Annotated in this window: 13 protein-coding genes; 9 read left to right on the top strand and 4 right to left on the bottom strand. The window is 57.4% G+C overall.

All coding sequences use genetic code 11. The annotated features are described in order from the left end of the window. Positions 1 to 2: 2 nt before the first annotated feature. The 4 genes from FAES_RS11960 to FAES_RS11945 all read right to left on the bottom strand — a co-directional run bounded on the left by FAES_RS11960 (position 3) and on the right by FAES_RS11945 (position 6,801). Entirely contained in the window at positions 3 to 1,436 is a 1,434-nt protein-coding gene (locus tag FAES_RS11960) for a SusD/RagB family nutrient-binding outer membrane lipoprotein (protein WP_051054091.1), read from the bottom strand. Between the two features lie 18 nt (positions 1,437 to 1,454). Then, positions 1,455 to 4,922, bottom strand: a complete 3,468-nt coding sequence (locus FAES_RS11955) for a SusC/RagA family TonB-linked outer membrane protein (protein WP_015331468.1) — start codon at positions 4,920 to 4,922, stop codon at positions 1,455 to 1,457. 145 nt (positions 4,923 to 5,067) lie between these two features. Continuing rightward, positions 5,068 to 6,105: a FecR family protein gene (locus FAES_RS28980; protein WP_015331467.1), complete on the bottom strand. Its 1,038-nt coding sequence runs from the start codon at positions 6,103 to 6,105 to the stop codon at positions 5,068 to 5,070. 105 nt (positions 6,106 to 6,210) lie between these two features. After that, on the bottom strand, positions 6,211 to 6,801 hold the full coding sequence (locus tag FAES_RS11945) for an RNA polymerase sigma factor (RefSeq protein WP_015331466.1): 591 nt from the start codon (positions 6,799 to 6,801) through the stop codon (positions 6,211 to 6,213). A gap of 342 nt (positions 6,802 to 7,143) precedes the next feature. Between FAES_RS11945 and FAES_RS11940 the strand changes: the two genes are divergently transcribed. The 9 genes from FAES_RS11940 (at position 7,144) to FAES_RS11900 (ending at position 26,916) form a co-directional block, all read left to right on the top strand. Further along, positions 7,144 to 7,854, top strand: coding sequence for an NUDIX hydrolase (locus FAES_RS11940; RefSeq protein ID WP_015331465.1), 711 nt, complete (start codon positions 7,144 to 7,146; stop codon positions 7,852 to 7,854). A gap of 291 nt (positions 7,855 to 8,145) precedes the next feature. After that, positions 8,146 to 8,724, top strand: coding sequence for an RNA polymerase sigma factor (locus FAES_RS11935; protein WP_015331464.1), 579 nt, complete (start codon positions 8,146 to 8,148; stop codon positions 8,722 to 8,724). A 72-nt stretch (positions 8,725 to 8,796) separates the two neighbouring features. Continuing rightward, positions 8,797 to 9,861, top strand: a complete 1,065-nt coding sequence (locus FAES_RS11930) for a FecR family protein (RefSeq protein ID WP_015331463.1) — start codon at positions 8,797 to 8,799, stop codon at positions 9,859 to 9,861. A 203-nt stretch (positions 9,862 to 10,064) separates the two neighbouring features. Further along, positions 10,065 to 13,577, top strand: coding sequence for a TonB-dependent receptor (locus FAES_RS11925; RefSeq protein ID WP_015331462.1), 3,513 nt, complete (start codon positions 10,065 to 10,067; stop codon positions 13,575 to 13,577). 13 nt (positions 13,578 to 13,590) lie between these two features. Next, the gene (locus FAES_RS11920; protein ID WP_015331461.1) at positions 13,591 to 15,405 is read left to right on the top strand and encodes a RagB/SusD family nutrient uptake outer membrane protein; all 1,815 of its coding nucleotides are present in this window, start codon (positions 13,591 to 13,593) and stop codon (positions 15,403 to 15,405) included. A 1,503-nt stretch (positions 15,406 to 16,908) separates the two neighbouring features. Next, the gene (locus FAES_RS11915) at positions 16,909 to 20,070 is read left to right on the top strand and encodes a SusC/RagA family TonB-linked outer membrane protein (protein WP_015331460.1); all 3,162 of its coding nucleotides are present in this window, start codon (positions 16,909 to 16,911) and stop codon (positions 20,068 to 20,070) included. A gap of 14 nt (positions 20,071 to 20,084) precedes the next feature. Continuing rightward, a complete protein-coding gene (locus tag FAES_RS11910) occupies positions 20,085 to 21,938 on the top strand; it encodes a RagB/SusD family nutrient uptake outer membrane protein (RefSeq protein ID WP_015331459.1) in 1,854 nt (617 codons plus the stop codon). Positions 21,939 to 22,107: 169 nt separating this feature from the next. Further along, entirely contained in the window at positions 22,108 to 25,137 is a 3,030-nt protein-coding gene (locus FAES_RS11905; RefSeq protein ID WP_015331458.1) for a SusC/RagA family TonB-linked outer membrane protein, read from the top strand. 33 nt (positions 25,138 to 25,170) lie between these two features. Further along, positions 25,171 to 26,916, top strand: coding sequence for a RagB/SusD family nutrient uptake outer membrane protein (locus FAES_RS11900; protein WP_015331457.1), 1,746 nt, complete (start codon positions 25,171 to 25,173; stop codon positions 26,914 to 26,916). Positions 26,917 to 26,943 lie beyond the last annotated feature (27 nt).

Genomic DNA, 26,943 nt, shown 5'->3' with positions numbered 1-26,943 from the left:
TATTACTTGGCCCACCAGATTTTGGCGTTGATGTTGTCGCCCCCGATCCGGGCAGTGGCCTCGTCGTAGCTTTGTTTGTTGAGCGATTGTACCGACAGCGGGTACGTCAGGCGCATTGGTAGCTGGCCGTTGTTCTCGAGGCCGGGGCCCTTGGGAAGCACCGGGAAGCCCGTCCGGCGGTATTCGGCCCACTGTTGCATTTCGGTAAAAAACAGGCTGATGTACTTCTGCGTGATGAGCTGTTCCAGCGTGCCGCTGTAGGCGACACCCTTACGCGTCAGGAAATCGGTCGGCATGGTCGCACCCCAGTAGGCCATCGACGCCCGGATGCCTTTTTCGTAGTGGTCTTTCGGTGAATCCGACGAGTAGCCTTTCAGGGCGGCTTCGGCCAGCAGAAACTCGGTTTCGGCGTATTGCATGATGGTGCCCAGCAGCGGCGACGTTTTCAGCGTCTTGTTGAGCCGCGACGACGCGATGGCACTCACCTTCGGCGAATCACCCAGCGAATAGCCACTCGGTACGCCCACAAACTTGCCGCTCACGCTCGTTGCCCAGACGGCCAGGCGCGGGTCCTGCCAGCTGTTGAGGGTATTGATGAAATACTCAGCGAAGGCATTTGAGCCGTTGAAGTCATAGTCACGGTCGTCGGCGAAGGGATTGAGCAGGGGCGTAACGGCCGTAAATTTCAGAGCGGCACTCTGGTCGACAGCCGTCATCAGCGGATACCGGGTCGGGTCGGCCAGCATGGTCCGGATCTGTTGCTGAAACTCGGGCGATTTGGCCTCACCTCGCATCAGCAGCCGCAGCCGCAGTGAGTTGGTGAACCGCTTCCACTTGGCCATGTTGGTCGTGCTCTGCTCGGCCGCAAAGAGGGCGTCGGTGCCGGGCGAAAACGGTTTCGTGATGTCGTAGAGCGCGTTGGCCGTGTCGAGCTTCGCCACCAGATCGGCGTAAATCTGCGCCTGCGGATCGAACTTCGGCGTGATCTGGTACTCGGGGTAGCCTTTTAGGGCCTGGAAATAAGGCACATCGCCGTAGGTGTCGGTCAGGTTTTGAAAGAGCCAGGCCCGCACCGTCATGGCCACCGCCATGTGGTTGCGGTTGTTTGTCGCCCGGGCACGGTCGTACATATCCTGCACGTTGGTGAGCGTGAGGTAGTAGTTGTTCCAGAGGTAATCCGACTCGCTGGGAATCAGCACGTAGCGGTGAAACTGTCCATCGGTCAGTGAGACCGTCACCTGCATCAGTTCGTGGTTGAGGCGGTGGCTGCGGCTCAGCCCTACGTTGACGCCGTTAAGGATGGCCGTGTTCAGAAAGCTGCCCGAGGTGGCCGTCGTTACGGCTTCCGGGTCGTGCAGCAGGTCATCCATCGATTGGGTGCACCCGAGTGCCATCAGCAGGCAGGCGCTCACTACCAGTAGTTTGTTTATTTTCATGATCAATGGCGAAATAGCCTAGAACGATACGGTCAGATTGGCACCCATGGTACGAGTCGACGGGAACTGCGCGATTTCCAGACCGGGCGTAATGGTTGAGTTGTCGAGTGTCGAGGTTTCGGGATCGAAGCCGGGGAATTTGGTCCAGTTGTAGAGGTCACGGCCGTAGATACCGATGGTGGCGCCGCGCAGGAACGTTTTGCCCAGCACCGACGGGGGCAGCGTATAGGCAAGCCGCACTTCGCGCAGTTTGGTGAAGGTGGCGTCGAAGGTGTTGGCCTCTACGTTGTCGCGGCCATAGAGGCGGCTGTAGTACGTAACGATGTTGGCGGCTTTTGTGGTGTTGGGTACGTAGGTGCCGTCGGCGTTCTGGGTCACGCCCGGCCCGATTAGCCCATCGTAGCGGCCCGGTAGCGTGGCGGTGATTTTACCCTGCTCGCCCAGTACTGAATTGGTCAGCGAATACACCCGACCACCCTGCTGATGATCGATCAGCACCGACAGGCTCAGGCCCCGATACCGGAACGTATTGGCCAGGCCACCGCGCCATTTGGGCGTGGCAGTGCCCAGGTTGATGAACTGGTCGGTCAGCAAGGGGTAGCCGGTTTTGTCATAGACAATCTGCCCATCCGGCGACCGCTTGAAACCCAACCCGTAGAGTTCACCCAGGGGTCGCCCTTCGCGGGCTTCCAGCGTGACACGGCTGCCGACGTAGCGGGCCAGCACCACACTGCCGGTACCGTTGTTCAGTTCTTCAACCATGTTGCGGTTCATGGCCCAGTTCAGCGTGGCGTCCCAGTTGAACCCCCGCGCGTTCTTGATGGGGCTTCCGGTCAGGGTCAGCTCGATCCCCCGGTTCACGACCCGGCCCATGTTGATAAGCGATGAGTTGTAGCCCGAGGCGTATTCGACGGGGGCATACAGAATCTGGTCGATGGTGAGCTGGCGATACACCGTCAGATCGAAAGAGAGTCGGTTCTTGAACAGCCGCCACTCGGTCCCGGCCTCCCACGAGTTGTTGCGTTGCGGGCGCAGGTTGGGGTTGGCGATGATGTTCGGATTTTCCAGTTCGCCCGGAAACACGCCCGGTTCGTACACTTTTTCGAGGTTATACGTACCCAGCCGGGCATCGTAGCCCACGCTGGCGTAGGCCCCACGTACCTTGGCATAACTCACCCAACTTGGCAGCTTCACGATATCCGACACGATCAGGCTGAGCGTGGTAGACGGGTAGAAAAATGAATTGTTCTGGCGGGGTAGCGTGCTGCTCCAGTCGTTCCGGCCCGTGATGTCGAAGAAGGCCACGTTCTTATAGGCCAGGTTGACGAAGCCATACAGGCTGTTGATCTGCTTGTCGGCCCGGTCGCTACGGGTAAGGGGCAGTTGCTCACTGTTGGCCAGGTTATACACGCCCGGAATCACCAGCCGGTCGGCCAGTTGGTTCGTGAATTTCTGCGACTGAATCAGCACGTTGCCGCCCGCGTTGGCCGTTACCTGAAAATCGGCGCTAGGTTTTAGCTGGTAGCGCAGCAGGAAATCGGTGTTCGTCTCGACGTTAAATACGTTCTGCTGCCGGTACATCCCCGCCTGAAACTTCTGGGTGTTCATGGGCCGCTGTTGCGAGCGGAACTCGTAGCCCGCGTCGAGGCCGCCGTGCAGGGTCAGATCCAGTCCTTTCAGAAGGGTATACGTAGCCGATACATTGCCCGTGATGTTGTGCCGATTCGATTTGTTCAGCATCTCGTTCACGATCAGGTACGGGTTGTCGATGAGTGAACTGAACGGGTGGCTCTGCTCGATCCCCTCACGACCCGGCACCCAGTAAGGCTTGTACCAGTCCAGATTGATGTTCGGATTCTGGAAGGCCAGGAAGTACATGATCGACTGGTTGTTGTAGCCGGTCGTGGGCAGGTTGTCGCTGAACTTGTTGTAGTAATTCAGCTTGACGTTGGTCGACAGGTTCGTCGAAATCTGCGACTGGTTGGAGAAGCCAACGCTGATGCGCTGATAGCCCGTATTCGGCAGAATCCAGTCGTTTTTCAGGTGCGACAGGCTAAGGCGGGTCGTGCCTTTGTCGCCGTTGTTGCTGATCGAGATGTTGTTGTTCAGCGTGATACCTTTCCGGAAAAAGTCTTTGCGGTTGTCCTTGTAGGGCACCCAGGGTGTGCGGGCCGTGGGTAGTCCGTTGGCATCGCGGGGTGAGTCGTATTGGAAAAACGACTGCCCGTCGAAGCGTGGTCCCCAGGCCGAGCTGGTGTTATGCGTGCCGGGGCCATCGGCGGTCGTCCCGTACGAATAGTAGTTCTGCCCGGCGGTTCCTTGTCCATATTCATACTGGTAATCAGGCCAGCGGTTCACATCGTCGACGCTGATGTACGAATTCAGCGTCACGCCGATGCCTTTCTGGTCGCGTTTGCCGCTTTTGGTGGTGATGATGATGGCCCCGCTACCCGCCCGCGAGCCATAGAGGGCCGAGGCGGCCGGTCCCTTCAGCACGTTGATCGATTCGATGTTGTTCGGGTCGATGTCGGTCAGGGCGCTGCCAAAGTCAACGGGCGAGTCGCCGCCCAGATACGCGCCGTGGCCTACCCCCTGAAACCCCGTGCTGATGGGCTCGCCATCCACCACGATCAGGGCACCCGGCGAGTTTAGGTCCAGAATACTTTCGCCCCGCAGCGTCACGCGGCTGCTGCCCATCGGCCCGTCGGTTTTAGTCAGGTTCAGGCCCGCCACTTTCCCCGATAGCGCATTGACCACGCTGTTAGCGGGCGCGTCGGTCACAGCATTGCCGTCGAGTTTCTGCGTGGCATAGCCCAACGCTTTTTCTTCCCGTTTGATGCCCAGGGCCGTTACGACCACTTCGTTCAGGCTGCGCGCATCTTCGGCCAGCAGCACGTTGATCGTCGAGCGGTTGCCAATCGGGATGGTCTGCGGGAGGTAGCCCACAAACGAGAAACTGAGTTCGCTGCGGTCGCTGGGTACGTTGAGCGAATACCGGCCGTCCACGTCGGTCGTTGTCCCTTGCTGGGTACCCCGCACCAGCACGTTCACCCCCGGAATCCCGTCGCCGGTTTTGGCGTCGGTGACCCGGCCGGTCACGGTAGCGGCCGGGCGTTGGGTACGTTCCTCAGCCTGCCGGATGACAACTTGATTTTGCCCGACGAGCGCATAGGCCAGTTTGCGGGGGCTCAGCAGGCGATCGAGCACCTGGTTCAGCGGCTGGTTCTGAACCGAAAGCGACACCCGGTCGTCGGCCGCAATCGTGTTGCCTGAATACACAAAGCGGAGTTGCGCTTGCGTGCCGAGTTGCGTCAGCACGTCGTCAAGGCGGCTGTTTTGCGCGGATAGTGATACGCGGGTTTGCAGCGTTTGCTGGCCGAAGCAGTGGCCTGCCAACGTCAGGGTGGCGAGCAGGCAGAGCAGAACGAGAGACGCACCGTGCCGGATTCGTTGGGGCCGGCCGCTAGTACGCACGAAATTTTGCATAGGTTTGCGAGGAGTAAAAAGAAGAAAATGGTCAACTACGTACCCCGCCGGGCTTCACATCGCCGGGGTATGCTTTGTCTGAGGATTGTTTTCTTTGGGGTCAGGTGTGCTGGTACCACATCTGGCCTTTTTTATGGCGGAGCGCTCATCGGCACCCGTTGCCGCGAATCCGGATCTCCGTTCCGTTCATGTTGTAGGTTGCTCCGATTGATTGACACAAGGCGGTCAGTATATCGGCGAGCGGCAGGCGGCCAAACTCACCGACAAGCGTACAACGGGCCAATTGGTTGTTTTCCAGCCGTATATGCACGTCGAACTGCCGCTCCAACTGTCGAACAACAGCGCTGAGCGGGGTACGTTGGAAAAGCAGGGTGCCCCGTTGCCAGGCGGTTGCATCAGTTGGGCGGATCGGCACAGTCGGTGTGAATACATCGATATCGGCCCGGTAAGCCACCGCCTGCCCCGGTGTCAGCAGCCGGGCTCTGTGCCTGCCTTTGCTCGGCGCCACGGCTACTTTCCCGGTGACCACCGTCACTTCGGCGGTGGGGTCGTCGGCGTAGGCATTCACGTTAAACGAAGTGCCCTTTACCGTCGTCGTGAGTGTGCGGGTTGTTACGATGAAGGGATGAGCGGGATCGGGCGTTACCTCAAAGAAACCCTCACCTGTCAGGAACACCTGCCGGGTTGAGCCCGTCAGCCGTTCAGGGTACCGCAGCGTACTTTTAGCGTTGAGCGTAATCCGCGAGCCATCGGCCAGGGTGACCATCATTCGCCCACCAACAGGAACCGATACAGTTCGGTAAGCGATGTCTGACCGATGGTTCTCGGCCCCTGCCATCCACCACAGCACGTACCCAGCCAGTAGCAGCAAGACAACCGCTGCCGCCATGCCGTAACGGTACGAAAAGCGCGGGCCGAGGGCGCGCAGTGGCTGGTCGTCGGCAGGCTGACGGCTGAACGGAGCAGGGGCTGCCAGCGGCTCGTTGCTGATGCCGGTCCGTTGGGTGATCCCCGACCAGATCTCGGCCTCGAACCGACTGAGCTGTTCAGGACTCAGTGAATCGAGAAAGAGCTGATCCTGCATGAGCCGATCGGCCCATTTGTCGAACAGGGCTTTGCCGTCGGCAGTCTCTTTTCCACTCAAGTACGCGCGGAGGTGCGCCTCTCGCTCCTGTTGGTTCATTCGTTCGTCACGACCAGACCTTCCGGGCCTTGTCTGACTGGTATTCGCACCAACGACCGATTGGTACTATGCCGAACACAAAACTTTTTCAAAAAAAAGAAACATTCAAGCCAACGCGCTGACTATCAACAGGCTCACAAACGTAGCGTATTCGTAAAGGCCGGTGCGCAACCGACGTAGTGCGGTGGTCAGTTGGTTTTTGACGGTCTGCGGAGACAGGCTAAGGTGGCTGGCAATCTCGTCAACCGATTGATCGTCGAACCGGCTCAACTGGAAAATGAGTCGGCACCGGTCGGGTAGTTCGTTCAGTTCGTGCTGAAGACGCTCCGAAAAATCGCTGGCCAGTATGGTGGCCTCGGTCGAATGGTCTGCGTCGTTGGTGGTGGCGGCAATGTGCTGCGCGTACTCGAAGCGCACCGACCCTCTCCGGATTCGATCAAGCAGTTTGTGGCGCAGGGTCGCGTAGAGATAAGCCGACGAGAATGTATCGGCCCGGATGGTGGCCCGATTCTGCCAGATGTCAGCAAAAAGGTCCTGAAGCAGGTCTTTGGCCTCGTCGACATCGCGTGTGGCCTGGCAGGCAAAGTTGAACAGCGGACGCCAGTATGTTCGGTAGAGCGTCTGAAAAGCCGCCGTGTCGCCCGACTGAATAGCAACGATCAGGTTGACGTCTGTCGGAAGAAATTCCCTTTTCATAACCGCTGGGTAACCTAATGGAGCGGCAAAACTAGCGGGGCAGTATCACGTCAAGATTACCGTGTTGTTACCTTACGATTAAGTCTTTGGCCATCGGCAGACGTCAACGCAACCGGTTAAGGCAGCGGTAAACCCATTGTCAGCCAGCGGCTCCGCCAGCCGGGCCTGCGTGGGCAAACGGGCACCTTCTATCCTCACTAGCAAGACTTTACCAGTTGTTGCCAACGCAAGCCATCGCCCTAAAAAATGAAATTTATTGCTGGTTTTGCCATATCTTTTTAATTGTGTATGTTTGACACATATTTCTGCTCGTTGAGGCGGTAGTGAACGCTTAGAAGGCTTATGGAAGCTTATTACCACAGTAGTCGCATCCTGGTTGCTTTGGACTGTATTATCTTCGGTTTTGATGGTGAGACCCTGAAGTTGCTGCTCATCAAGCGGAATTTTGAACCCGAATTTGGTCGGTGGTCGCTGATGGGTGGGTTCCTCAACAAGAACGAAGACCTCCACGATGCCGCTACCCGCATCCTGTTTACCCTGACCGGGCTGCACACCAACTACCTGGAGCAGCTTCAGGCCTTTGGCGCCGTTAACCGCGACCCGGTCGAGCGCACCTTGTCTGTTGTTTATTACTCACTGGTCAATATCGACGATCAGGATCCGGCCGCCCTCAGAGCCCACAATGCCTCCTGGATTGACCTGGCTAACCGGCCCGAACTCATTTTTGACCACGATCAGATGGTTGAGGCGGCCCTGCGGCAACTGCGCTACAAGGCGGCGTTGTATCCGGTCGGGTTCGAGTTGCTACCCGAGAAGTTCACGGTTCCTCAGTTGCAGAAGCTCTACGAAGCCATCTACAACGTAAAGCTCGACCGGCGCAATTTCAGTCGGCGTATCCTATCGACTGAACTCTTACTGGGTACAGGGGAGAAGGACCCGTCGTCCGTTACCAAAAAGGGGCAGCTCTATCGCCTGAATGAACAGAAGTACCACGATTACCTGACCGGCTACCAGTCTTTCCTGCCCGAATTCACTGAACTCACCCTCTCCTAGCTGCCTAAACAACGCCCACGACTCAGGTACGTTGCAACGTACCCCTGAACGCATTCAGCCTCCCCCGCTGACGCCTCAGGTTCAGCCTTGTATAGCGCTGCATAAAGGCAGCGTCATAATGCAAAAAAGTGACGACACCCTAGTACTTTTTTTGCGTTGAAATGCGACAAATCACACTACGTAAAACCACCCGGTTCGGCTATGCAGCTACAGTGCAGGCAAACCCGACGCTATAGCCGTTAAAATCAAGAATTTCAGTTATTTTCGCTGCTATTATTTCTACGAATAGTCATGAATTTTCAACCACAGGACCAAACGTTATGGCAAGCATATCGGGCGGGCGATAAACAGGCATTGGGCTCGTTGGCCGAACGCTATTATCGCATGCTAAGGCACTATGGTACTAAATTCATGGTCGACGAAGCCGTTATCGACGATTGTATACAGGAATTGTTCCTGCAACTCTGGCAAAATCGCTTCCATATCAACCCGACCGAATCGGTTAAACATTATTTATTAAAGGCCCTCAGGCATCATATACTACAGCATTTACGGCAGCAGAAACGATTCACCAACGAAGCGATCGATTGGGACAACGCTGTCGATGAAGTAACCGACTCAGAAACCTTGTTGATCCGGCACGAATCGCTGGTCTCGGTGACGCGCACGATCAGGACCCAACTGGCTTCGCTACCCACCCGGGAGCGCGAAGCGCTATACCTGCGTTTCTATGATAATCTGTCGATCCCTGAGATTGCCGAGGTCATGAATATCAACCGGCAATCGGTCTCCAATTTCTTACAGAAAGCGCTGGGCAAGCTCCGTAAGAGCTGGTCGGTCCAGAATACCGAGGATTTGCACTTTTTTTGAAAAAAGTTGCGCCCGAGAGGGTATGCCCGGCTACTATCTTCATACTATCTAGGAAAATAGTAGCAAAGTTCAATGAGCTTCCCATCCGAAGAGCTTTCCACCGTTGAGGATTTTTTACGTGACGAAGCCTTCCGGGTCTGGATGCTCGAACGTAGGCCCGACGACCGGGAACGATGGCTCAGCTGGCTGACACGCCACCCCGATAAACGAGACGTTTATGAGCAGGCTGTCGCCACGTTCTTAGTACTTCAGGGACAGCCCGTTACCTTAACCGATAGCGACGTAAAGGCCAAGGCCGACGCCATCGTCAACCGGTTCGATACGCCCACGGTCATCCGCCCGCTATGGCACCGGCAATGGGCCCGCTGGGCGGCGGTGGCAGCGCTGGCAGGTTGTCTGGCGTGGTGGCAGTTACCAGACCTTAGGTCGCTGGCGACCCGAACCATGCGGCAAGGCCTACAGGCACCCGACGACGAATGGCTGATCGTTACGAACGAAACGAGCGAGCCGTTGGTCAGCCTGCTTCCAGACGGGTCGTCGGTGCTGCTGGCAGAAGGCAGCACGTTGCGTTACCGAAAGCGGCCAAACGCCGCCGTTCGGGAGGTCTACTTTCAGGGCGACGGCTTTTTCGAAGTAGCCAAAAATCCGTCGAAACCCTTCATTGTTTACACCAGCAACGTCGTCACGAAAGTTGTCGGCACCAGTTTTCAGGTACGTTCCTTCGAGAAAGAATCTACCGCGTTTGTGAAAGTAAAAACAGGCAAAGTTATGGTAGCGTCCGTAGCCGCCCCCGACAAACCAGTCTCGTTAACCGTAAACCAAGAACTTACGCTTAAACCCACCAACAAACCCGCTATCACCCAAAAAAACCGTTCATCTGACGAAGAAATTTCTACAATAACGACGCGCCAGTTTTCGTACGACTACGTACCTGTTTCGACAGTATTCGATCAACTGGAAACGAGCTATCACATTCCCATTGAATACGATCGCGACTTGCTGAAAAACTGCACGTTCACCGGCCAACTTGACGACGTGCCTTTTCGGGAAAAAATTCGATTAATCTGCTTAACGATTGAGTCAACATTTGACGTGACCGATCATCAGGTGGTCATTCAGAGCCAGGGTTGTAATTAATCGTTTTGTTAACCTGTAACCACGACACGATGCGATGACTTGATCTCTATCTAAGACTACAAAAAACGGGCAACAGTGCTACCAACACCATCGCCCGTAAATCTCCCGACGACTGTGCCTCTCACAACACATTCCCTGCCAGACAGGGAGCGGGATTCTTTTGTCATTTTCTTCTCAAGAAAAACAACAAAACGTACAAACATATGCATTCCCCTCTATTAGCAGGCAGCTCCTGGGCCAGGATCCTCAAGATTTCCAGCCTGTTGCTCGTATTTGCCCTCTGTATCGTAAATATCGGCCTCGCCTTTGATGGCAAGGCCCAGGAATTGCTCGACCGGCGGGTGACGATCTCGGTCCAGAACCAGGACATTGAACGAATCATCAAACGACTGCAGGAGCAGGCCAACGTGCAGTTTCTTTTCAGCCGGGAGATCATCCAGTCGAAACGGAAAGTAAGCTATCAGGCCAAAAACGAACAGTTGCACGTCGTGCTGACTCAGCTGCTGACCCCGCTGAACCTAAGCTACGAAGTAGTTGGGCAGCAGATCGTGCTGAAACGGAACGTGACCGCGCTCCCGGTAGCACCCCAGCCGACGACGTCTGTCGAGACCGGGGCTGGCATCGATCAGGCACGCGACATTCAACTGACAGGCCGGGTCGTGGGCGAAAACGGCGAAGGCCTGCCGGGCGTGAGTATCCAGATCAAATCGACTGTGCGCGGGACAACCACCGACGCCAACGGCAACTACCGCCTGACGGTACCGGAGCAACCCGGCACCGTGCTGGTGTTCTCGTTTATCGGCTACGTGTCGCAGGAAGTGGCGGTTGGTAACCAGACAACCATCAACATCACCCTGGCGGCCGACAACAAAACCCTCAATGAGGTCGTGGTGGTTGGTTATGGCGTTCAGCGCAAGCGGGACGTTACCGGTTCGGTGGTGTCGGTGAACGAAGCGACCCTGAAAGAAGTACCCGCTCCCAACCTGATCAACCAGCTGAAAGGCCGGGCGGCCGGGGTAACGATCGTGAGTAACGGCTCGACGCCGGGTTCGCAGGGCCAGATTCGTATCCGTGGTAACCGTACGCTTACCAGCGGTCAGGGATCGGCGAGCGATGGCGCGGATGGTCCCCTGGTCGTGGTAGATGGTATCCCCTACGGCGGCCTGAATGACATCAACCCGGACGACATTGCCAACCTGGAAATCCTGAAAGATGCGTCGGCCACGGCGATCTACGGGTCGCGCGGGGCGGGCGGGGTTATCCTGATCACGACCAAGCGCGGCAAAGTGGGCAAACCCGTCTTTACCTACGACGGCTACCACGGCATCACGTCCATCATGGGCAAATACAATGTCATGAATGGTCCCGAGTATGCGCAGTTCAAGCTGGACGCCGCCAAGTATAACCGGACGGCGCCCGGCACCACCGCCTACCCGCTGACGATCAAAGAGCAGGAAGCCTTGACTAATGGCGTCTCAACCGACTGGCAGGGCTTGATCTACAAACCCGGCTTCAACACCAACCATCAGTTGGGCATGCAGGGCGGTACTGAAAACACGCAGTACTCGATGGGCCTTGGTTACTTCAACGAAACGGGTATCATCCCCAGCCAGAAATTCGAGCGGTATACCATCCGGGCTACCATCGACCAGCGCATCGGCAAAAGCATCCGCGTGGGGTTGAACACCCTCAACACGCTTACCTACACGAATACGCCCGGTGGTGGCGGGGTCCCGGGTGGTTTGGTACGGCTGACGCCGCTGGCAGCACCCTACAACGCCGATGGCTCGGTGAACCTGTTCCCCTCGGAAGGATCGATCGACGCCGCCGGTATCAGCCCACTGACCATCATCACGAAGAAAGACGCGTATCTGGGACGTACCCGGTCGATACGAACGTTCAACAGCCTGTATGGCGAACTCACCATTCTGCCCGGCCTGCGCTACCGGTTCAATGCCGGTCTGAACTTCAGCCAGTCGAACTACAATGGCTACGGCGGTCCGCTCACGTATTTCAACAACGCAACCGTTCAGTCGTCGTCGAATGCCGAAATCAGCAACGCCGAATTCTGGGATATCAACCTCCAGCACCTGTTGTATTACGACAAAACGTTTGGTAAGCACAAACTGGGCTTTACGGGGCTATATGAAGTCACCCAGAACCATCGTCTGGAAAGCCGCTTTACGGTGACGGGGGTGCCGGCCGATTACATCAAGACGTCGAATTTCTCGCTGGCGTCGGGGCAGCCCGTGGCCAACTCCGACTTCGGTAACTCCTTCGCCGAAACGGGTTTGCTGTCGTACATGGGCCGCGTCAACTATAGCTTCAACGACCGCTACCTGCTGACCCTCACCCTGCGCCGGGATGGCTCATCGACGCTGTCGCCGGCCAATCGCTACTTCAACTACCCCGCCGTGGGTGCTGGCTGGAACGTCATCGACGAGCCGTTCATGAAGAGCATTCCGGTGGTGTCTAACTTGAAACTGCGCGGTGGCTGGGGGATCTCGGGCAACCGGAACGTAGGCGCCTACGCCACCCTGGGTGCCTTATCGGCGGGTTATTACAACTTCGGGCTCGGTACGGCCGGGCAACAGCTGGCCTACACGGTAACCAGCCTGCCCGCTTCCAATCTGGGCTGGCAGTCGACGTCGCAGGTTGACATCGGTGTCGACTTTGGCTTCCTGAACAACCGGATTACGGGTACGGTCGATTGGTACCTGCAACAAACCAAAGACATCCTGCTGTCGGTGCCGCTGCCGCCGAGCAACGGTGCCGGGTCGACGCTGAAGAACCTGGGCCGGACGGAAGGTCGAGGTCTGGAAACCTCGCTGACGTTCGATATCTTCAGAAAGCCTGGTGGCTTCAACTGGAGTGCCGACGTGATCTACTTCTTTAACCGGGAAAAAATCACGCAGCTCACCACCCCCGAAGAGAAGTCGAACATCGGCGCCGGCTGGTTTGTTGGCCAACCGCTATCGGTCATCTACGACTACAACAAAATCGGCATCTGGCAGACATCCGATCAGGCCGACATCGCCCGACAAACTGCACCCTTGCAGTACCCCGGCCAGATCCGCGTGCAGGACGTGAATGGCGACGGTAAAATTGACCCCGCCGATCGGCAGATCCTGGGCAATTTCCAGCCGAAGTGGGAAGGTGGCCTCACCAACCGATTCACCTTTAAGAACTTCGACGCGTCGATCGTCACCTTCGCCCGGATGGGTATGAAAGTGGTGGTGCCTTACCTCACGGGTAACTCGACCGGATCGGGCGGGTTTGCCTTCTACAACCAGGGTCGGGTGAACCAGGTAAAAACCGACTACTGGACCGAAACCAACCCAACCAATGCCTTCCCGGCACCTGATGCGGGTGGCGCGGTGCAGTGGTTTGGCTCAACCCTGGGCTATTATGATGGCTCGTTCGTTAAGATCAGAAGTATCAACCTGGGCTACACGTTCAGCAATGAACTGGTCAGAAAGATCGGTGCCAGTTCGGCCCGGGTGTATTTCAACGCCACAAACCCGCTTATCCTGTATTCACCGCTGGTGAGCCAGAACCTGGCTATCGACCCAGAGGGCAACGGTTACGCCTCCGGTTCGGCCACGCTGAACCCGCAGGGTGCCAGCGAACGGGGAACTCCCGAGCGCCAGATCGCCGTCAACCTGAACAACCCGCCAGTTCGGCAATTCACGTTCGGCGTTAATCTCAAATTCTAATTTTCGACACAACATGAAGACGATAAAAGTTTGGTTGACCATTAGCCTTGCGGCTTTTTTGGGGTCAGGCTGCGAGAATATCCTGGAAGAAAAACCACAATCTCAGATTGTGCCTTCCTACTTCAATAGCCCGGCGGGCGTATTGGGGGGTATCGCCGGTGTCTACAACGATATTCGATCTCAGTGGGGCACCGAGGGCTTCACCGTCGAAATGCAGGCCGGTACCGATGATTTCGTGCAGGGTGCCAGTTCAGGCGGTGGGCCTGCCTACACCTACAACGGGCTCAACGGCAGCAACTTCGGTTCGGCATGGGGCACCGCTTTCCAGGATATCAACACCCTGAATGGCGTACTGCAGTATGGCGCTACCATCGATTTGCCCGAAGCGACCCGGAAGCAATACCTGGCGCAGGCCAAGTTTCTGCGGGGGTTCTGGTATTTCTATCTGGTGCAAACCTGGGGCGACGTACCGCTGAGCACCTCGTTCATCACCGTTCCTTCGCAGGCGGCCTCGCGCCAGCCAGCCGCCGACGTGTATGCCCAGGTTATCAAAGACCTGACCGAGGCAGCCGCCGACCTGCCCAATACGCCAACGGCTCCGTTCCTGGGTAAAGCCGCCACCAAACCCGTAGCGCAACTGCTGCTGGCCAAGGCGTACCTGACCCGCGGCTGGCTCAACAACACCGCCGCCGACTTCACGCAGGCGGCCGCTATCTGTGCCGATATCATTGCCAACAAAGGCACCTATGGCCTCGACCTGTGGGCCGATTACGGCGATGCGTTCTTGCCGGCCAACGACTACGGCAAAGAGACCATGTTTGTGAGCGATCACGTAAACGACCCCAAATTTGGTTACTACACGGTGGGTGGCGGCGCCAGTGGCGGTGCGGCCCAGAACCTGACGCCCTGGTTTACGACCTGGAACTACCCCAACAACAGCGGTGTCAACTCGTTTGTCAATGCGTCGGGCACGCTGGTTAACAGCGGTACGTCAGGTATGATCCGGGATTCGCAGTATGGCCGCCCCTACGTCCGGATGCGTCCCAACAGCGACAAGCAGAAAACGGGTCCCAACGCGGGCAAGAGCTATTTCCTCGATCAGGCCTTTACCAACCGGAACGTCGACTCGCGCTATGCCAACTCGTTCACGACGGTGTACATCGCCAATACGTCTGTGACCAACACCGCTACGGCGGCCAATAACAAGCGGGGCATTGGTTACACTACCGTCGTTGGGGCCGATACCGCCGTCTGGCTGCCCGATTTTGAGGTAGCTGGTGCACCGCAGTTTGTCGGAACACGGCCCTTCAAAGGCATCGTCGTACCGCCCAGCCTGTGGAACAACGGGATCTTCCCGTCGCTGAAGAAGTTTATGGACCCGAGCCGTGGTGCCAACTTCAACGACCCGTCGACCCGGCCTGTTGTGCTATACCGGTTTGCGGACGTATACCTGACTGGCGCCGAAGCATACCTGAAAGCGGGCGATCCGACCCGGGCCGCCGCGCTGCTAAACGTCATCCGGCAACGGGCAGCCTTCAAAAAGACCAACACGGCTGCTCAGAACGCCGCTGCGGTAACAGCCATGACCATCACCCCGGCCGACGTTACAGTCGACTTCATTCTGGACGAGCGGAGCCGCGAGTTGTTCGGTGAGTGGCAGCGTTGGCATGACCTGGTTCGTACCCGTTCGCTTGTGCGTCGTGTGCAGGCCTGGAACCCGGAGGCAGCCCCCTATGTCAAGGACTACCACATGCTGCGCCCCATTCCTCAAACCCAGATCGACCGGGTAGTGGACGGGCCTAAGTTCCCGCAGAACCCAGGGTACTAACCAACTTCGTACGTACAATCGGGGTGAGCACGTCAGAATCATTGACGTGCTCACCCCGATTTTTTTTGCTTAAAGGAGAGCGAAAATAACCCACCTCTTTTCTTCATCATCCAGCTTTAGGAACGTACCTGAGGCGGTAACTACCGGCTGGCACGTTAATGAGGCATCACATGGTCCACCGTAAAAACGGCAACGTACCTGAACTCAATTCCGGCTGGTAGCTAGTCCCGCACCGCACTCTACGACGAACCAATTATATCAGGCAATAGCCAGGCATCGTCCCTGTTAATAACTGCTTATCAATAGCCAAACAGGATAAGCGCTTAGACAGACATTACCTACTAAAAAAGGGCGCTTCACAAAGCACCCTAATCATTATAGCTATAACATAACATACATCCAAAATACGATTCTATTAGCGCGAGCCGCAAACGATTAAAATGCACACCATGACAAAAAGCATACCCGTTTTCAGCCGCTTTACAGAGGATACTAGTAGCTTTTTCAGCGCTTCCCACAAAGTATAGTTTGCCTTAATTTAAGTGACTCGCTGCCCAATAAATTAAGCAGCAAATACACGTTAAGCAGGCTTAACTAGCTTTTAACTATTCTCAATTACAGCAACCGAAGTAAAAAAGCACGGCCTCCTATCGTCGTTAATAGCCCGCATAATAGGCACGCATCCGCAGCGCCAATGCGATGCTTTGTCTAAGCAGACCACCGATATTCTTAAACAAACGTCTGACTGACTAACAGGTAAGCAAAAGGCCGATTTGTTAAACCAGTTTAGGCTTGTAACAAGACTGACGCACGATCAAACCGAACATGCGGCACAAAGACCTGCCAAATCCCCCGGAAAATGCGCCCCATACGATGCATTTTATGATCATGTAACATAGCCAATTGTATCTGTAACACGCTACGGGGCCTTTTTGCACTATACTAATATACTTTTGACCTCTGTAGCTAAGCGGCAGAATCAGTTCTATGTCAGATAAGCTAATAGTAAGATTTTATTAAACAAAAGCACTTCACATTCATTCGCCCCTGGGCCAAACCTGGGGCGTTTCGTACCCATTACCTTATCCATTCGCTGTAGTAACAATCCCCGAACGTACCCAGCCAATATAGCAGCAAAAAAGTTTGTACACCGCCTGGAAAACCGGCTACAACCTACGTAGGAAAACCAGCTAATTCATGTTGATTTCTACAAGTCAACCCAGATCTAAATCCGATAAAATAGCTCGTTAACGTCAACATTATTTTTGCCGTTTCGCCTGCCTAATCTTCTTAATTACCTTCTAATAATGTCGTTAGTCAATAGCATTTTTTAGCAATAACAACAGCAATCCTAATCCGTCTCCTCGCTCATTTCTAAACCCAAACTACTGCATGAAAAGAACCAATCAATTACTCTGTAATCGTAATACAAATCGCAGGCCTGGCGAATAGGCCGATCAACTTTGTGAGTTTTTAATGCACCTGTAACTCAACATAAGTGAAATGACTAAAATTATACCCGGCTTAGGCCAGTTTATAAAAAGCAGACTACGTTTTTCCCGAACCAGGGGATTTTGCCTGGCGTGGGTATGCCTGTTGTTAAGCGCCCAATTCCTTTTTGCACAGGACAAACAAACGGTAAAAGGGGTCGTGCTGGATGAGAACCAAAAGCCCCTGTTTGGGGCGTATGTCATCCTCAAGAACACGACCGTCGGGACCACGTCGGATGTCAATGGAGAGTTTACGCTCCGGATTCCGACTGGCAAGCAAACGCTGACGGTCTCTTACCTCGGCTCGAAGCCGCAGGAGGTGATCGTCGAACAGGGGGGCAGCATCAAAGTGGTGCTTTCCGGAAGCGACATTACCCTGGCCGAAACGGTCGTTGTGGGGTACGCGCAGCAGAAGAAACAAAGCGTGGTTGGGGCGATCTCACAGACTACCGGAAAGGTCCTCGAACGGGCGGGCGGCGTGTATAGCGTCGGGTCAGCACTGACCGGCAACGTACCTGGCGTGATCACAACGTCGAGTACGGGGATGCCCGGCGAAGAAGATCCCCGCATCCTGATCCGGGGGTTGAGCTCCTGGAACAACAGCTCGCCGCTGATTCTGGTCGACGGCATCGAACGGCCCATGAACAGCGTGGACATCTCGTCAATCGAGACCATTTCGGTGTTGAAAGACGCGTCGGCCACGGCGGTGTTCGGGGTGAAAGGGGCTAACGGCGTGATCCTGATCACGACCAAACGGGGCAAGGAAGGCAAAGCCAACATCAACGTGCGGGCCGACTACACACTGAAAGCCCCGTCGACGTTGCCGAATAAGTATGATTCCTACGACGCCAGAAGCATCCGTAACCGGGTGATCGAAAACGAGTTGGGCCTCGAATCGGCGGGCTGGGCGACCTACACCCCCTACGATATTCTGACGAAATACCGCAACCCGGCGAGCCTGGCCGAGGCGGAGCGCTACCCCAACGTAGACTGGGCCAAAGAGATGTTCAAGCCGGTTACCCGGTCCTACAGCGCCAACCTCAACGTATCGGGGGGTACGTCGTTCGTGAAGTACTTCGCGTCGGCGGATTTCCTGATGGATGGCGACATTTTCAAGGAATGGGACAACAACCGGGGGTATCAGGCCGGATACGGGTTCAACCGCGTCAACGTGCGGACAAACCTGGATTTCCAGCTCACGCCCACTACCCTGCTGGTTACGAACCTGTCGAGCTCGAACGGGGTGAAGAAAAGCCCCTGGGGCGCTACGGGCGGCGAATACGACATGTGGCAGGGCGCCTATGGCGTTGCCCCCGACGCGATGCTGCCCCGCTACTCAGACGGTACCTGGGGCTACTACGCCCAGGACCCCGTGGCGGCGACCAACTCCATTCTGAATCTGGCCCGCAGCGGCATTATGAAGCGGACAACCAGCCGCATCACCACGGATTTCACGCTGAATCAGGACCTGAAAATGGTGCTGCCCGGCCTGAGCACGGCGGGCACGGTCTCGTGGGACAACAGCTTCGTGGAAAGCCAACGGGGCATCAACGACCTCTACAACGATCCGCAGACGAAGTGGATCGACCCCGCCTCGGGCGAGTCGCGCTACCGGTTCACCTATGATGCCGCCAACATGTTCGACTTTCAGGAGGCGATTCGCTGGGCGCCTCAGCCCGGTATCATGGACAACGGGGCTACGTACCGGCGGTTGTTTTACCAACTCAAACTGAACTACAACAAGACCTGGGGTAAGCACAATGGCTCGGCGATGGGCCTGTTCAGCCGCGAAGACCGGGCAGCGGGCAGCGAGATTGCCAACTACCGGGAAGACTGGGTATTCCGGACCACCTACGATTACGCCGGTAAATACTTTGCCGAGGTAAACGGGGCTTACAACGGCTCCGAGAAGTTTGGGGCCGACAATCGCTTCCACTTTTTCTCATCGGGAGCCGTAGGCTGGCTCTTGTCGGAAGAGGCCTTCTTCAAGCGGGCCAAATTCCTGGATCTGCTCAAACTGCGAGTATCGTACGGCAAAATCGGGGACGATAACATCAACCAGCGCTGGCTCTACATGACTCAGTGGGCCTACACCGGTCAGGCCAAAATCGGGGAGAACAACTCGGACCTTAGCCCCTATGTCTGGTACCGGGAATCGTCGGTGGGGAACCCGTCAGTGCACTGGGAGTCGGTCACGAAAACCAACCTGGGGGCCGACTTCTCGTTCTTCAACGGGGCGGTGTCGGGCAGCGTCGATTACTTCAACGACTACCGCACCGACATCCTCATCGCTGGTGGCTCACGGGCCATCCCGTCGTACTACGGCACAAATGCCCCCGTGGCCAACCTGGGCAAAGTACGGGTGAAAGGCTACGAAGTGGAGCTTAAAGTGAACCATCAGTTGCCCAACGGCCTGCGCCTCTGGGCCAACGCCAACATGACCCACGCCAAAGACCGGATCATCGAAGCGGATAACCCCAGCCTGCTGCCCGACTACCGCAAGAGCGAGGGCAAGCAGATCGGGCAGACCTATTCGTACGTCAGCCACGGCTACTACAACAACTGGGACGAGCTCTATGCCAGCACGGAGCAGAACACCAACGACCGGCAGAAGCTACCCGGCAACTTCCAGATCGTCGATTACAACGGCGATGGCCGTATTGACACCTACGACAACATCCCGTATGGCTTCCCCGAGCGGCCGCAGAACACCTACAACGGTACGGTCGGGTTCGAGTGGAAAGGGTTCAGCGCCTTTGCGCAGTTCTACGGCGTCAACAACGTAACGCGCCAAGTAGTGTTTACCAGCTTCGGCTCCCGGATGAACACCGTCTACAACCAGGGTACCTACTGGAGCAAAGACAACCCGACAGCCAACTCGCCCCTACCCCGCCTGATGACGGCCACCGACCCCTCGACGTACGGCAATTTCTATATGTACGACGGCTCCTACGTGCGCCTGAAAAACGCCGAAGTGGCCTACACCTTCAACCGGGGCTGGGTCGAGCGGTTTGGCATCCGCACGCTGCGCATCTACGCCAACGGCAACAACCTGTGGCTCTGGACCAAAATGCCCGACGACCGTGAATCAAACTTCGCGGGTACCGGCTGGGCAGCGCAGGGCGCCTACCCCACCGTCAAACGGTACAACTTCGGACTAAACATTACCCTGTAACACTCCGCTGAGACATGAAACGATTTACAAGAACGATTGGCTGGTTTGGGATGCTGGCCATGCTGTTTGTGTTGCCTTCCTGTAAAGACTACCTGGATAGGGAGAACCAATCGACGGTGTCGCCGACCGACGCCTTCAAAAACTTTGTCAATTTTCAGGGCTTCGTGGAGGAACTGTACTACTGCATTCCCGAAAACTCGAAGTTCTACTGGCAGGGGTCGTTCAACTGGGGCGAAGATGAGATCATCGTCGCGGGTGCTACCTGGTTTTACGGCTACAAGATCGACAACGGCGATTTCTGGGGCTGGCAGCGCGAAAACGACGGCTGGGGCTCGGGCTGGATGGACGGCCCCGGCAACACCCTCGACCGCACCAACCGCTTCAACAAACGGTTCTGGCCCCTGGCCTGGTATGGCATCCGGAAAGCCAACATGGGCCTCGAAAACCTCGACCGGCTCACCGACGCAACCCCCGAAGAGAAGAACCTGATCAAAGGGCAACTGCTGTATTTCCGGGCCTGGTTTCACTTCCAGCTCATGACCTACTTTGGTGGCCTTCCCTACATCGACAAGGTCCTGCCGGCCGATCAGAAGCTGGATCTCCCCCGCCTCACCTACCAGCAGGCCGCGCTGCGGGCCGCCGAGGATTTCAAAGCCGCCGCCGACCTGCTGCCCGCCAACTGGGACGATACCGACGCGGGCAAACGGACGCTGGGCAAGAATCAGCTGCGTGCCAACAAGGCAATGGCCTATGGCTTCCTGGGTAAAAACTACCTCTACGCGGCCAGCCCACTGATGAACTGGTCGTCGACGGGCAGCAAAACGTATGACGTCGAGTTGAGCAAAAAAGCAGCCGAAGCATTCGCCACCCTGCTCCAGATGAGCGAGAGCGGCAAAACCTGGCATAAGCTGGCCAACTTCTCGGAGATGTCGAGCGTCTACTACACGCTGAACCAGGGCTATAAAATCCCCGGCTATCCCGAAGCGATCATGCAGTCGCCCGCCTACGATGGCGGTGCCACGCGCTGGGGCCTCAACGAGCAATACGTTGCGGGTGTGCTGTTCAACGGTGGCAGCACCTGTTTTTCGCCCACGGCCAACTACGTGAACTACTACGGGATGGCCAACGGCTTGCCCATCCCGGATGCCGAAAAGCCCGACGCCGCCTCGGGCTACGACCCCACCAACCCCTGGAAAGGGCGCGACCCCCGTTTTTACAAAGACATCATTTATGACGGCGTAAAGATGATCCAGGGGATTTCGGCCACCCGCGAAGCGCACCGCTACGCCAACCTGTACACCAAAGGCAGCTACCGCGACGAAAACAACGGCAGCCGCACAGGATACCTCAATGGCAAGTTCATTCCCCGCACGACCAACTACGACGATAACGGCCACAACCAGTCGCATTTCATTCACCTGAGTTTCATGCGCCTCGCCGATGTCTACCTGATGTATGCCGAAGCCGCCCTGCACGGCTACGGGTCGCCGTCGGGCAGCCATCCGGGCTACATCACGGCCGAAGAAGCGGTCAATAAAATCCGCCGCCGGGCCGGGGTAGCCGACGTTCACGCCAAGTTTCTGGGCTCGAAAGAAGCTTTCATGGGTGAGCTGATCCGGGAGCGGGCCGTCGAGCTGGCCTTCGAGGGGCACCGCTTCAACGACCTGCGCCGCTGGCTCCTGCTGACCGAGCGCCCCTACACGCTGAAAACGGCCCACGATTTCGATCGGGCGCCCAACGGCAAGGTAGCCAACCTGAAAGAGCGGGTCATTCTGGAACGGCGCTTCAACAGCAAGCACTACTGGCTGCCCCTGAAGGTCGTTGACGTAAGCATGTATCTGGCGTTTCCGCAAAACCCAGGCTGGTAAACCGCAGGCCCAACGCCTGCTTGACGCAACACTTTTCCAAGCCGTACTGAACCGCCGACTGTCTGCTGCATGCCCCGCCAACGGGTGCATCCCGGGCCGTGCCATGCCCCAAACAGGGCCGCACAGCCCAACCAGCCGGACTTTTCGGTCGGGTTAGCCAATCAGAATCATGAACCAATTTATAGTGACCACAACGGTATGCAGCCTCCTGACCCTGGCCTCGCTGGGGTTGAAAGCGCAGACCAGTCCGAAAGTCGAGGTCAGGTCGATTGTTCGGAATGCAGAGGGGAAACCGCTGCCCAACGCCCTTGTCAGCGCCGATGCCGGACAAGTACAAACCACTACCGACAGCCTGGGAGCCTTCTCGCTGGCCGTTGCCCCCCGGTCGGTCGTGCAGGTATCCGCCGATGGCTACCAAGCTCACGTCACGCTGGCCGACACCACCATGCCGGAGATCGTGCTGGCCGAACTCGACAATACGGCGGATCTGGTGAATGTGGCCTTCCGGACCGTGCCCCGAAAAGACCTGCTCGGCGGGGTATCCGTCGTTAACGTACCGGGCCTGTTGCAGAAGAACTACACGACCGGCGCGCTGGATAACCTCAGTGCGTTCGTGGGTGGCTTCAACGGCAACATCTGGGGCATGGGCGACTACCTGGTCCTGATCGATGGGGTGCCCCGCAGCGCGACCGCCGACATCCATCCCACCGAGATCGAGCAGATTACGGTGCTGAAAGGCGCCGCCGCGCTGGTACTGTACGGAAGCCGGGCCGCCAAAGGGGTCATCCAGATTACGACCAAACGGGGCGTCGCCAACGAAAAGCGGATCAACGTCCGGGTCAATACGGGGGTGCACCTGCCCAAGGGGTACCCAGACTACCTGGGCTCGGCCGAGTACATGACGCTGTACAACGAAGCCCGCCGCAACGATGGCCTTGCCCCGCTCTATAGCCAGGAAACCATCTGGAACCACCACGCCGGCACCGATCCGTATCGGTACCCCAACGTTGATTACTACTCGCCCGACTACCTGCGGAAGGTGTCGAACCGAACCGATGGTATCGCCGAAATCTCGGGGGGTAACTCCAGAGCCCGGTTTTACACCAACATCGGCTTCGCGCATGCCAACTCGCTGCTGAACTTCGGCGAAGCCAAAAACGACAACAACACCCGGCTGAACGTGCGGGGCAACGTGGATGTGCGGCTCAACGATTACATCACGACGTCGGTTGATGCAACGGCCATCTTCAGCGACAACCGCTTTGCGCACGGTAATTACTGGAGCAATGCCGCCACGCTGCGCCCCTACCGTTTCTCGCCGCTGATCCCGATCAGCATGATCGAGGAAACCGACCAGGCCTCGCAGTTGCAGGTGCAGAACAGCAACTACCTCATCGACGGCAAGTACCTGCTCGGCGGCACCCAGCAAGACCTGACCAACCCGTTTGCCGACATCTACGCGGCGGGCTACAACAAGAGCACGACCCGGCAGTTTCAGTTCACCAACACGATCAACGTAGACCTGCGCAAGACGTTGCCGGGGTTGTCGTTCGGTACCCGCATCGGTGTTGACTACTCGACGTCGTATAACCTGGCGTTCAACAATCAGTACGCGATCTACGCCCCGACCTGGAACAACTACGCGGGCACCGACCTGGTCAGCAGCCTGCAAAAGTTTGGCGAAGACCGCAAAAACGGCGCCCAGAATGTGAGTAACAGCTGGCGTCAGCAGACCCTGTTCTTCTCGGGTCAGTTCAACTACGTCAACCGGATCAACAACGTGCACAACATCCACGCGATGCTGATCGGTACGGGGCATCAGCGGTCCGAAACCGGCGTATACCACGCCACCCAAAGCCACGTCAACCTGGGGCTGCAACTCGCCTACAACTACCGGCAGAAGTATTACCTGGATTTCAGCGGCGCGTTGCTGCATTCGGCCAAACTGCCACCGGGCAACCGGCAGGCGTTCTCCCCTACCCTGTCGGCGGGCTGGCGCATCAGCGAAGAAGCGTTTCTGGCGGGCTCGTCCGTGGTCAGCAACCTGAAGCTGACGGCCTCGGCGGGCATCCTGCATACCGACCTCGACATCCCTGGCTACTACCTCTACAAGGGCATCTTCACGCACGCCGACGGCACCTGGTATAGCTGGCGCGACGGCAGCCTGACACGCACTACCGACTCGCGGCGGGGCGAGAACAACAACCTCTTCTTCGCCCAGCGGAAAGACATCAACGTGGGTGTCGAGGCCTCGTTCTTCCAGCGCCTGATTTCACTGGATGCCAATTATTTCATCAGCCGGATGGACGGCATCATCACGCAGGCCGCTACCATCTACCCCAGCTACTTCGTGACCGGGTTTCCCCAGAGTTCGTTCATTCCGTATATCAACTACAACAACGATCAGCGGAGCGGCCTGGATTTCAACCTGAGCCTCAACAAGCAGATCGGGCAGGTGGCCTGGACGGTCGGCGTGACGGGCACGGTGTATAATTCGAAAGTCATCCAGCGCGCCGAGAACTACGAAAACGCTTACCAGAACCGCGTGGGCAAGCCCATAGACGCCATTTTCGGTCTGCAAAGCAATGGCCTGTTTGCCAATGAAAGCGACATCGCCGCCAGCGCCACCCAGTCGTATGGGCAGGTGAAGCCCGGCGATATCAAATACGTCGACCAGAATGGCGATAAGCTCATCGACAGCCGGGATGAGGTCTACCTGGGCCGGGCTGGCTGGAATGGCTCGCCGTTTACGTTTGGCGTACACGTAACGGCCCGGTGGAAAAACTGGACGTTCTTCACCATCGCCACAGGCAACGAAGGGGCCTACTCCCAGAAAAACAGCGCCTATTTCTGGATTCGGGGCGACGACAAGTACTCGGCGGCCGTCCGCAACCGCTGGACGCCCGAAACCGCCGCTACGGCAACGTACCCACGGCTCACCAGCCTGAACAACGACAACAACATCCGCACGTCTGACTTCTGGCTGTACCGCAACAACCGGCTCAATCTGGCGAAAGTGCAGCTTACCTACACGCTGCCCAGCCGCATCCTGACGGGCAAGTTCATTCGCGACCTGAGTGTCTACGCGAGCGGGTCCGACCTGCTTACCATCGCCAAAGAGCGGCAGATCATGGAAACTAACATCGGCGGGGCACCCCAGACCCGATTCATCAACCTGGGCCTAAACGCAGCGTTCTAACCAGCTTTCAGCCACCTGGCTAGCTCAATATTTATGAAACGATACTTACCTGCCCTGATCGCCGCGAGCCTGTCGCTGATGGGCTGCGCCGATCTGCTGGAGCCTGAGGTGGAGAACCTGCCCGGTAAAGAGGCCATGTATAAAGAGGTGACGTTTGCCCAGGGCTTCCTGCTCAACGGGTACACTCGCCTGCCGGGCCTGTCGTTCAACGACGTGGCCACCGACGACGCCGTCAGCAACGACAAAAACAACGCCTACCTCAAAATCGCCACCGGCCAGTGGACGGCCAACTACAACCCAACCGACCAGTGGGTTAACAGCCAGGCGGCCATCCAGTACCTCAACACCATGCTGGCCGAGGTCGACAAAGTGACCTGGGCCACCGACCCCAAGGCCGCCCAGATGTTCCGGGATCGTATCAAGGGTGAAGCCTACGGCCTGCGGGCGTTCTACATGTTCCAGTTGCTGCGTGCCCACGGCGGCTGGTCCAACGGGGGCGAATTGCTGGGGGTGCCCATCCTGACCCAACCCCAGGATATGAACTCCGACTTCAACCAGCCCCGGGCCACGTTTGAAGCCTGCATGAAGCAGTTTTACAGCGACATCAAACAGGCCGAAGACCTGCTGCCACTCGACTACGAAGACGTGTCGACCCAGGCGCAGGTGCCGACCAAATACACGGGCATCACGGCCGAAGAATACACCCGGGTCTTCGGGCAGTATTCGCGACTTCGGATGACGGCCCGCATTGCCAAAGCCATCCGGGCGCAGGCCGCCCTGCTGGCCGCGAGCCCTGCCTACAAGGGCGGCACGACGACGACCTGGACCGATGCCGCCAATTACGCGGGCGAAGTGCTGAAACTGATGGGCGGCCCGTCCCGGCTGGCGGCCAACGGCGGCACCTGGTACGACAACCGCACCGAGATCAACGGCCTGGGCGCGGGTATCAACCCACCCGAGATTCTGTGGCGGGGCGACGCCGCCAACAGCCGCAACCTCGAGGAAGACAACTACCCGCCTTCGCTCTTTGGCCGGGGGCGGATCAACCCCACGCAGAACTTGGTCGACGCCTTTCCGATGGCCAACGGCTACCCCATTACGTCGTCGATGAGCGGCTACAATCCGCAGGCACCTTACACGGGTCGCGACCCGCGCCTGCAACGCTACATCATCACCAACGGCAGCACCATGGGGCCATCCAATTCGGTGGTCCGGACCGAAACGGGTAGCGGCAACGACGCCGTCAACCAGATCGAAACCTCGACCCGCACCGGCTATTACCTGCGCAAATTGCTCCGGGCAGACGTGAACCTCAACCCCATCGGCATTAACGAACAGCGGCACTACACCGCCCGCATCCGGTACACGGAGCTCTTCCTGATCTACGCCGAAGCGGCCAACGAAGCCTGGGGCCCCGACGGGCAGGGATCGTTTGGGTTTTCCGCGCGCGACGTGATCAAGGCGATCCGCCAACGGGCGGGTATCGGCGCCACCAACGGCGACACGTACCTGAACACCATCCAGAGCCAGGCCGATATGCGGCAGCTGATCCGCAACGAACGTCGGCTGGAGCTGTGTTTCGAGGGGTTCCGGTTCTGGGACCTGCGCCGCTGGAGCGAAAAGCTGACCGAGCCAGCCAACGGCATCCAGATCACCACGGGCAACTACGTGGTCGTGCCGGTCGAAACCCGAGCGTTTGCCGCGCACATGAACCACGGCCCGATTCCCTACGGCGAGATGCTGAAATGGAAAGCCCTCGTTCAGAACAAAGGCTGGTAACGTACCCAACAACTAATCAATCAAGAA

It is taken from the genome of Fibrella aestuarina BUZ 2, assembly GCF_000331105.1.
Lineage (GTDB): Bacteria > Bacteroidota > Bacteroidia > Cytophagales > Spirosomataceae > Fibrella > Fibrella aestuarina.
This window is presented reverse-complemented; position numbering and strand designations above follow the sequence as displayed.

Excerpts from the sequence above, each read along its gene's own strand:
- FAES_RS11960 (WP_051054091.1), bottom strand. The coding sequence starts at position 1,436 with ATGAAAATAAACAAACTACTGGTAGTGAGCGCCTGCCTGCTGATGGCA.
- FAES_RS11955 (WP_015331468.1), bottom strand. The coding sequence starts at position 4,922 with ATGCAAAATTTCGTGCGTACTAGCGGCCGGCCCCAACGAATCCGGCAC.
- FAES_RS28980 (WP_015331467.1), bottom strand. The coding sequence starts at position 6,105 with ATGAACCAACAGGAGCGAGAGGCGCACCTCCGCGCGTACTTGAGTGGA.
- FAES_RS11945 (WP_015331466.1), bottom strand. The coding sequence starts at position 6,801 with ATGAAAAGGGAATTTCTTCCGACAGACGTCAACCTGATCGTTGCTATT.
- FAES_RS11940 (WP_015331465.1), top strand. The coding sequence starts at position 7,144 with ATGGAAGCTTATTACCACAGTAGTCGCATCCTGGTTGCTTTGGACTGT.
- FAES_RS11935 (WP_015331464.1), top strand. The coding sequence starts at position 8,146 with ATGAATTTTCAACCACAGGACCAAACGTTATGGCAAGCATATCGGGCG.
- FAES_RS11930 (WP_015331463.1), top strand. The coding sequence starts at position 8,797 with ATGAGCTTCCCATCCGAAGAGCTTTCCACCGTTGAGGATTTTTTACGT.
- FAES_RS11925 (WP_015331462.1), top strand. The coding sequence starts at position 10,065 with ATGCATTCCCCTCTATTAGCAGGCAGCTCCTGGGCCAGGATCCTCAAG.
- FAES_RS11920 (WP_015331461.1), top strand. The coding sequence starts at position 13,591 with ATGAAGACGATAAAAGTTTGGTTGACCATTAGCCTTGCGGCTTTTTTG.
- FAES_RS11915 (WP_015331460.1), top strand. The coding sequence starts at position 16,909 with ATGACTAAAATTATACCCGGCTTAGGCCAGTTTATAAAAAGCAGACTA.
- FAES_RS11910 (WP_015331459.1), top strand. The coding sequence starts at position 20,085 with ATGAAACGATTTACAAGAACGATTGGCTGGTTTGGGATGCTGGCCATG.
- FAES_RS11905 (WP_015331458.1), top strand. The coding sequence starts at position 22,108 with ATGAACCAATTTATAGTGACCACAACGGTATGCAGCCTCCTGACCCTG.
- FAES_RS11900 (WP_015331457.1), top strand. The coding sequence starts at position 25,171 with ATGAAACGATACTTACCTGCCCTGATCGCCGCGAGCCTGTCGCTGATG.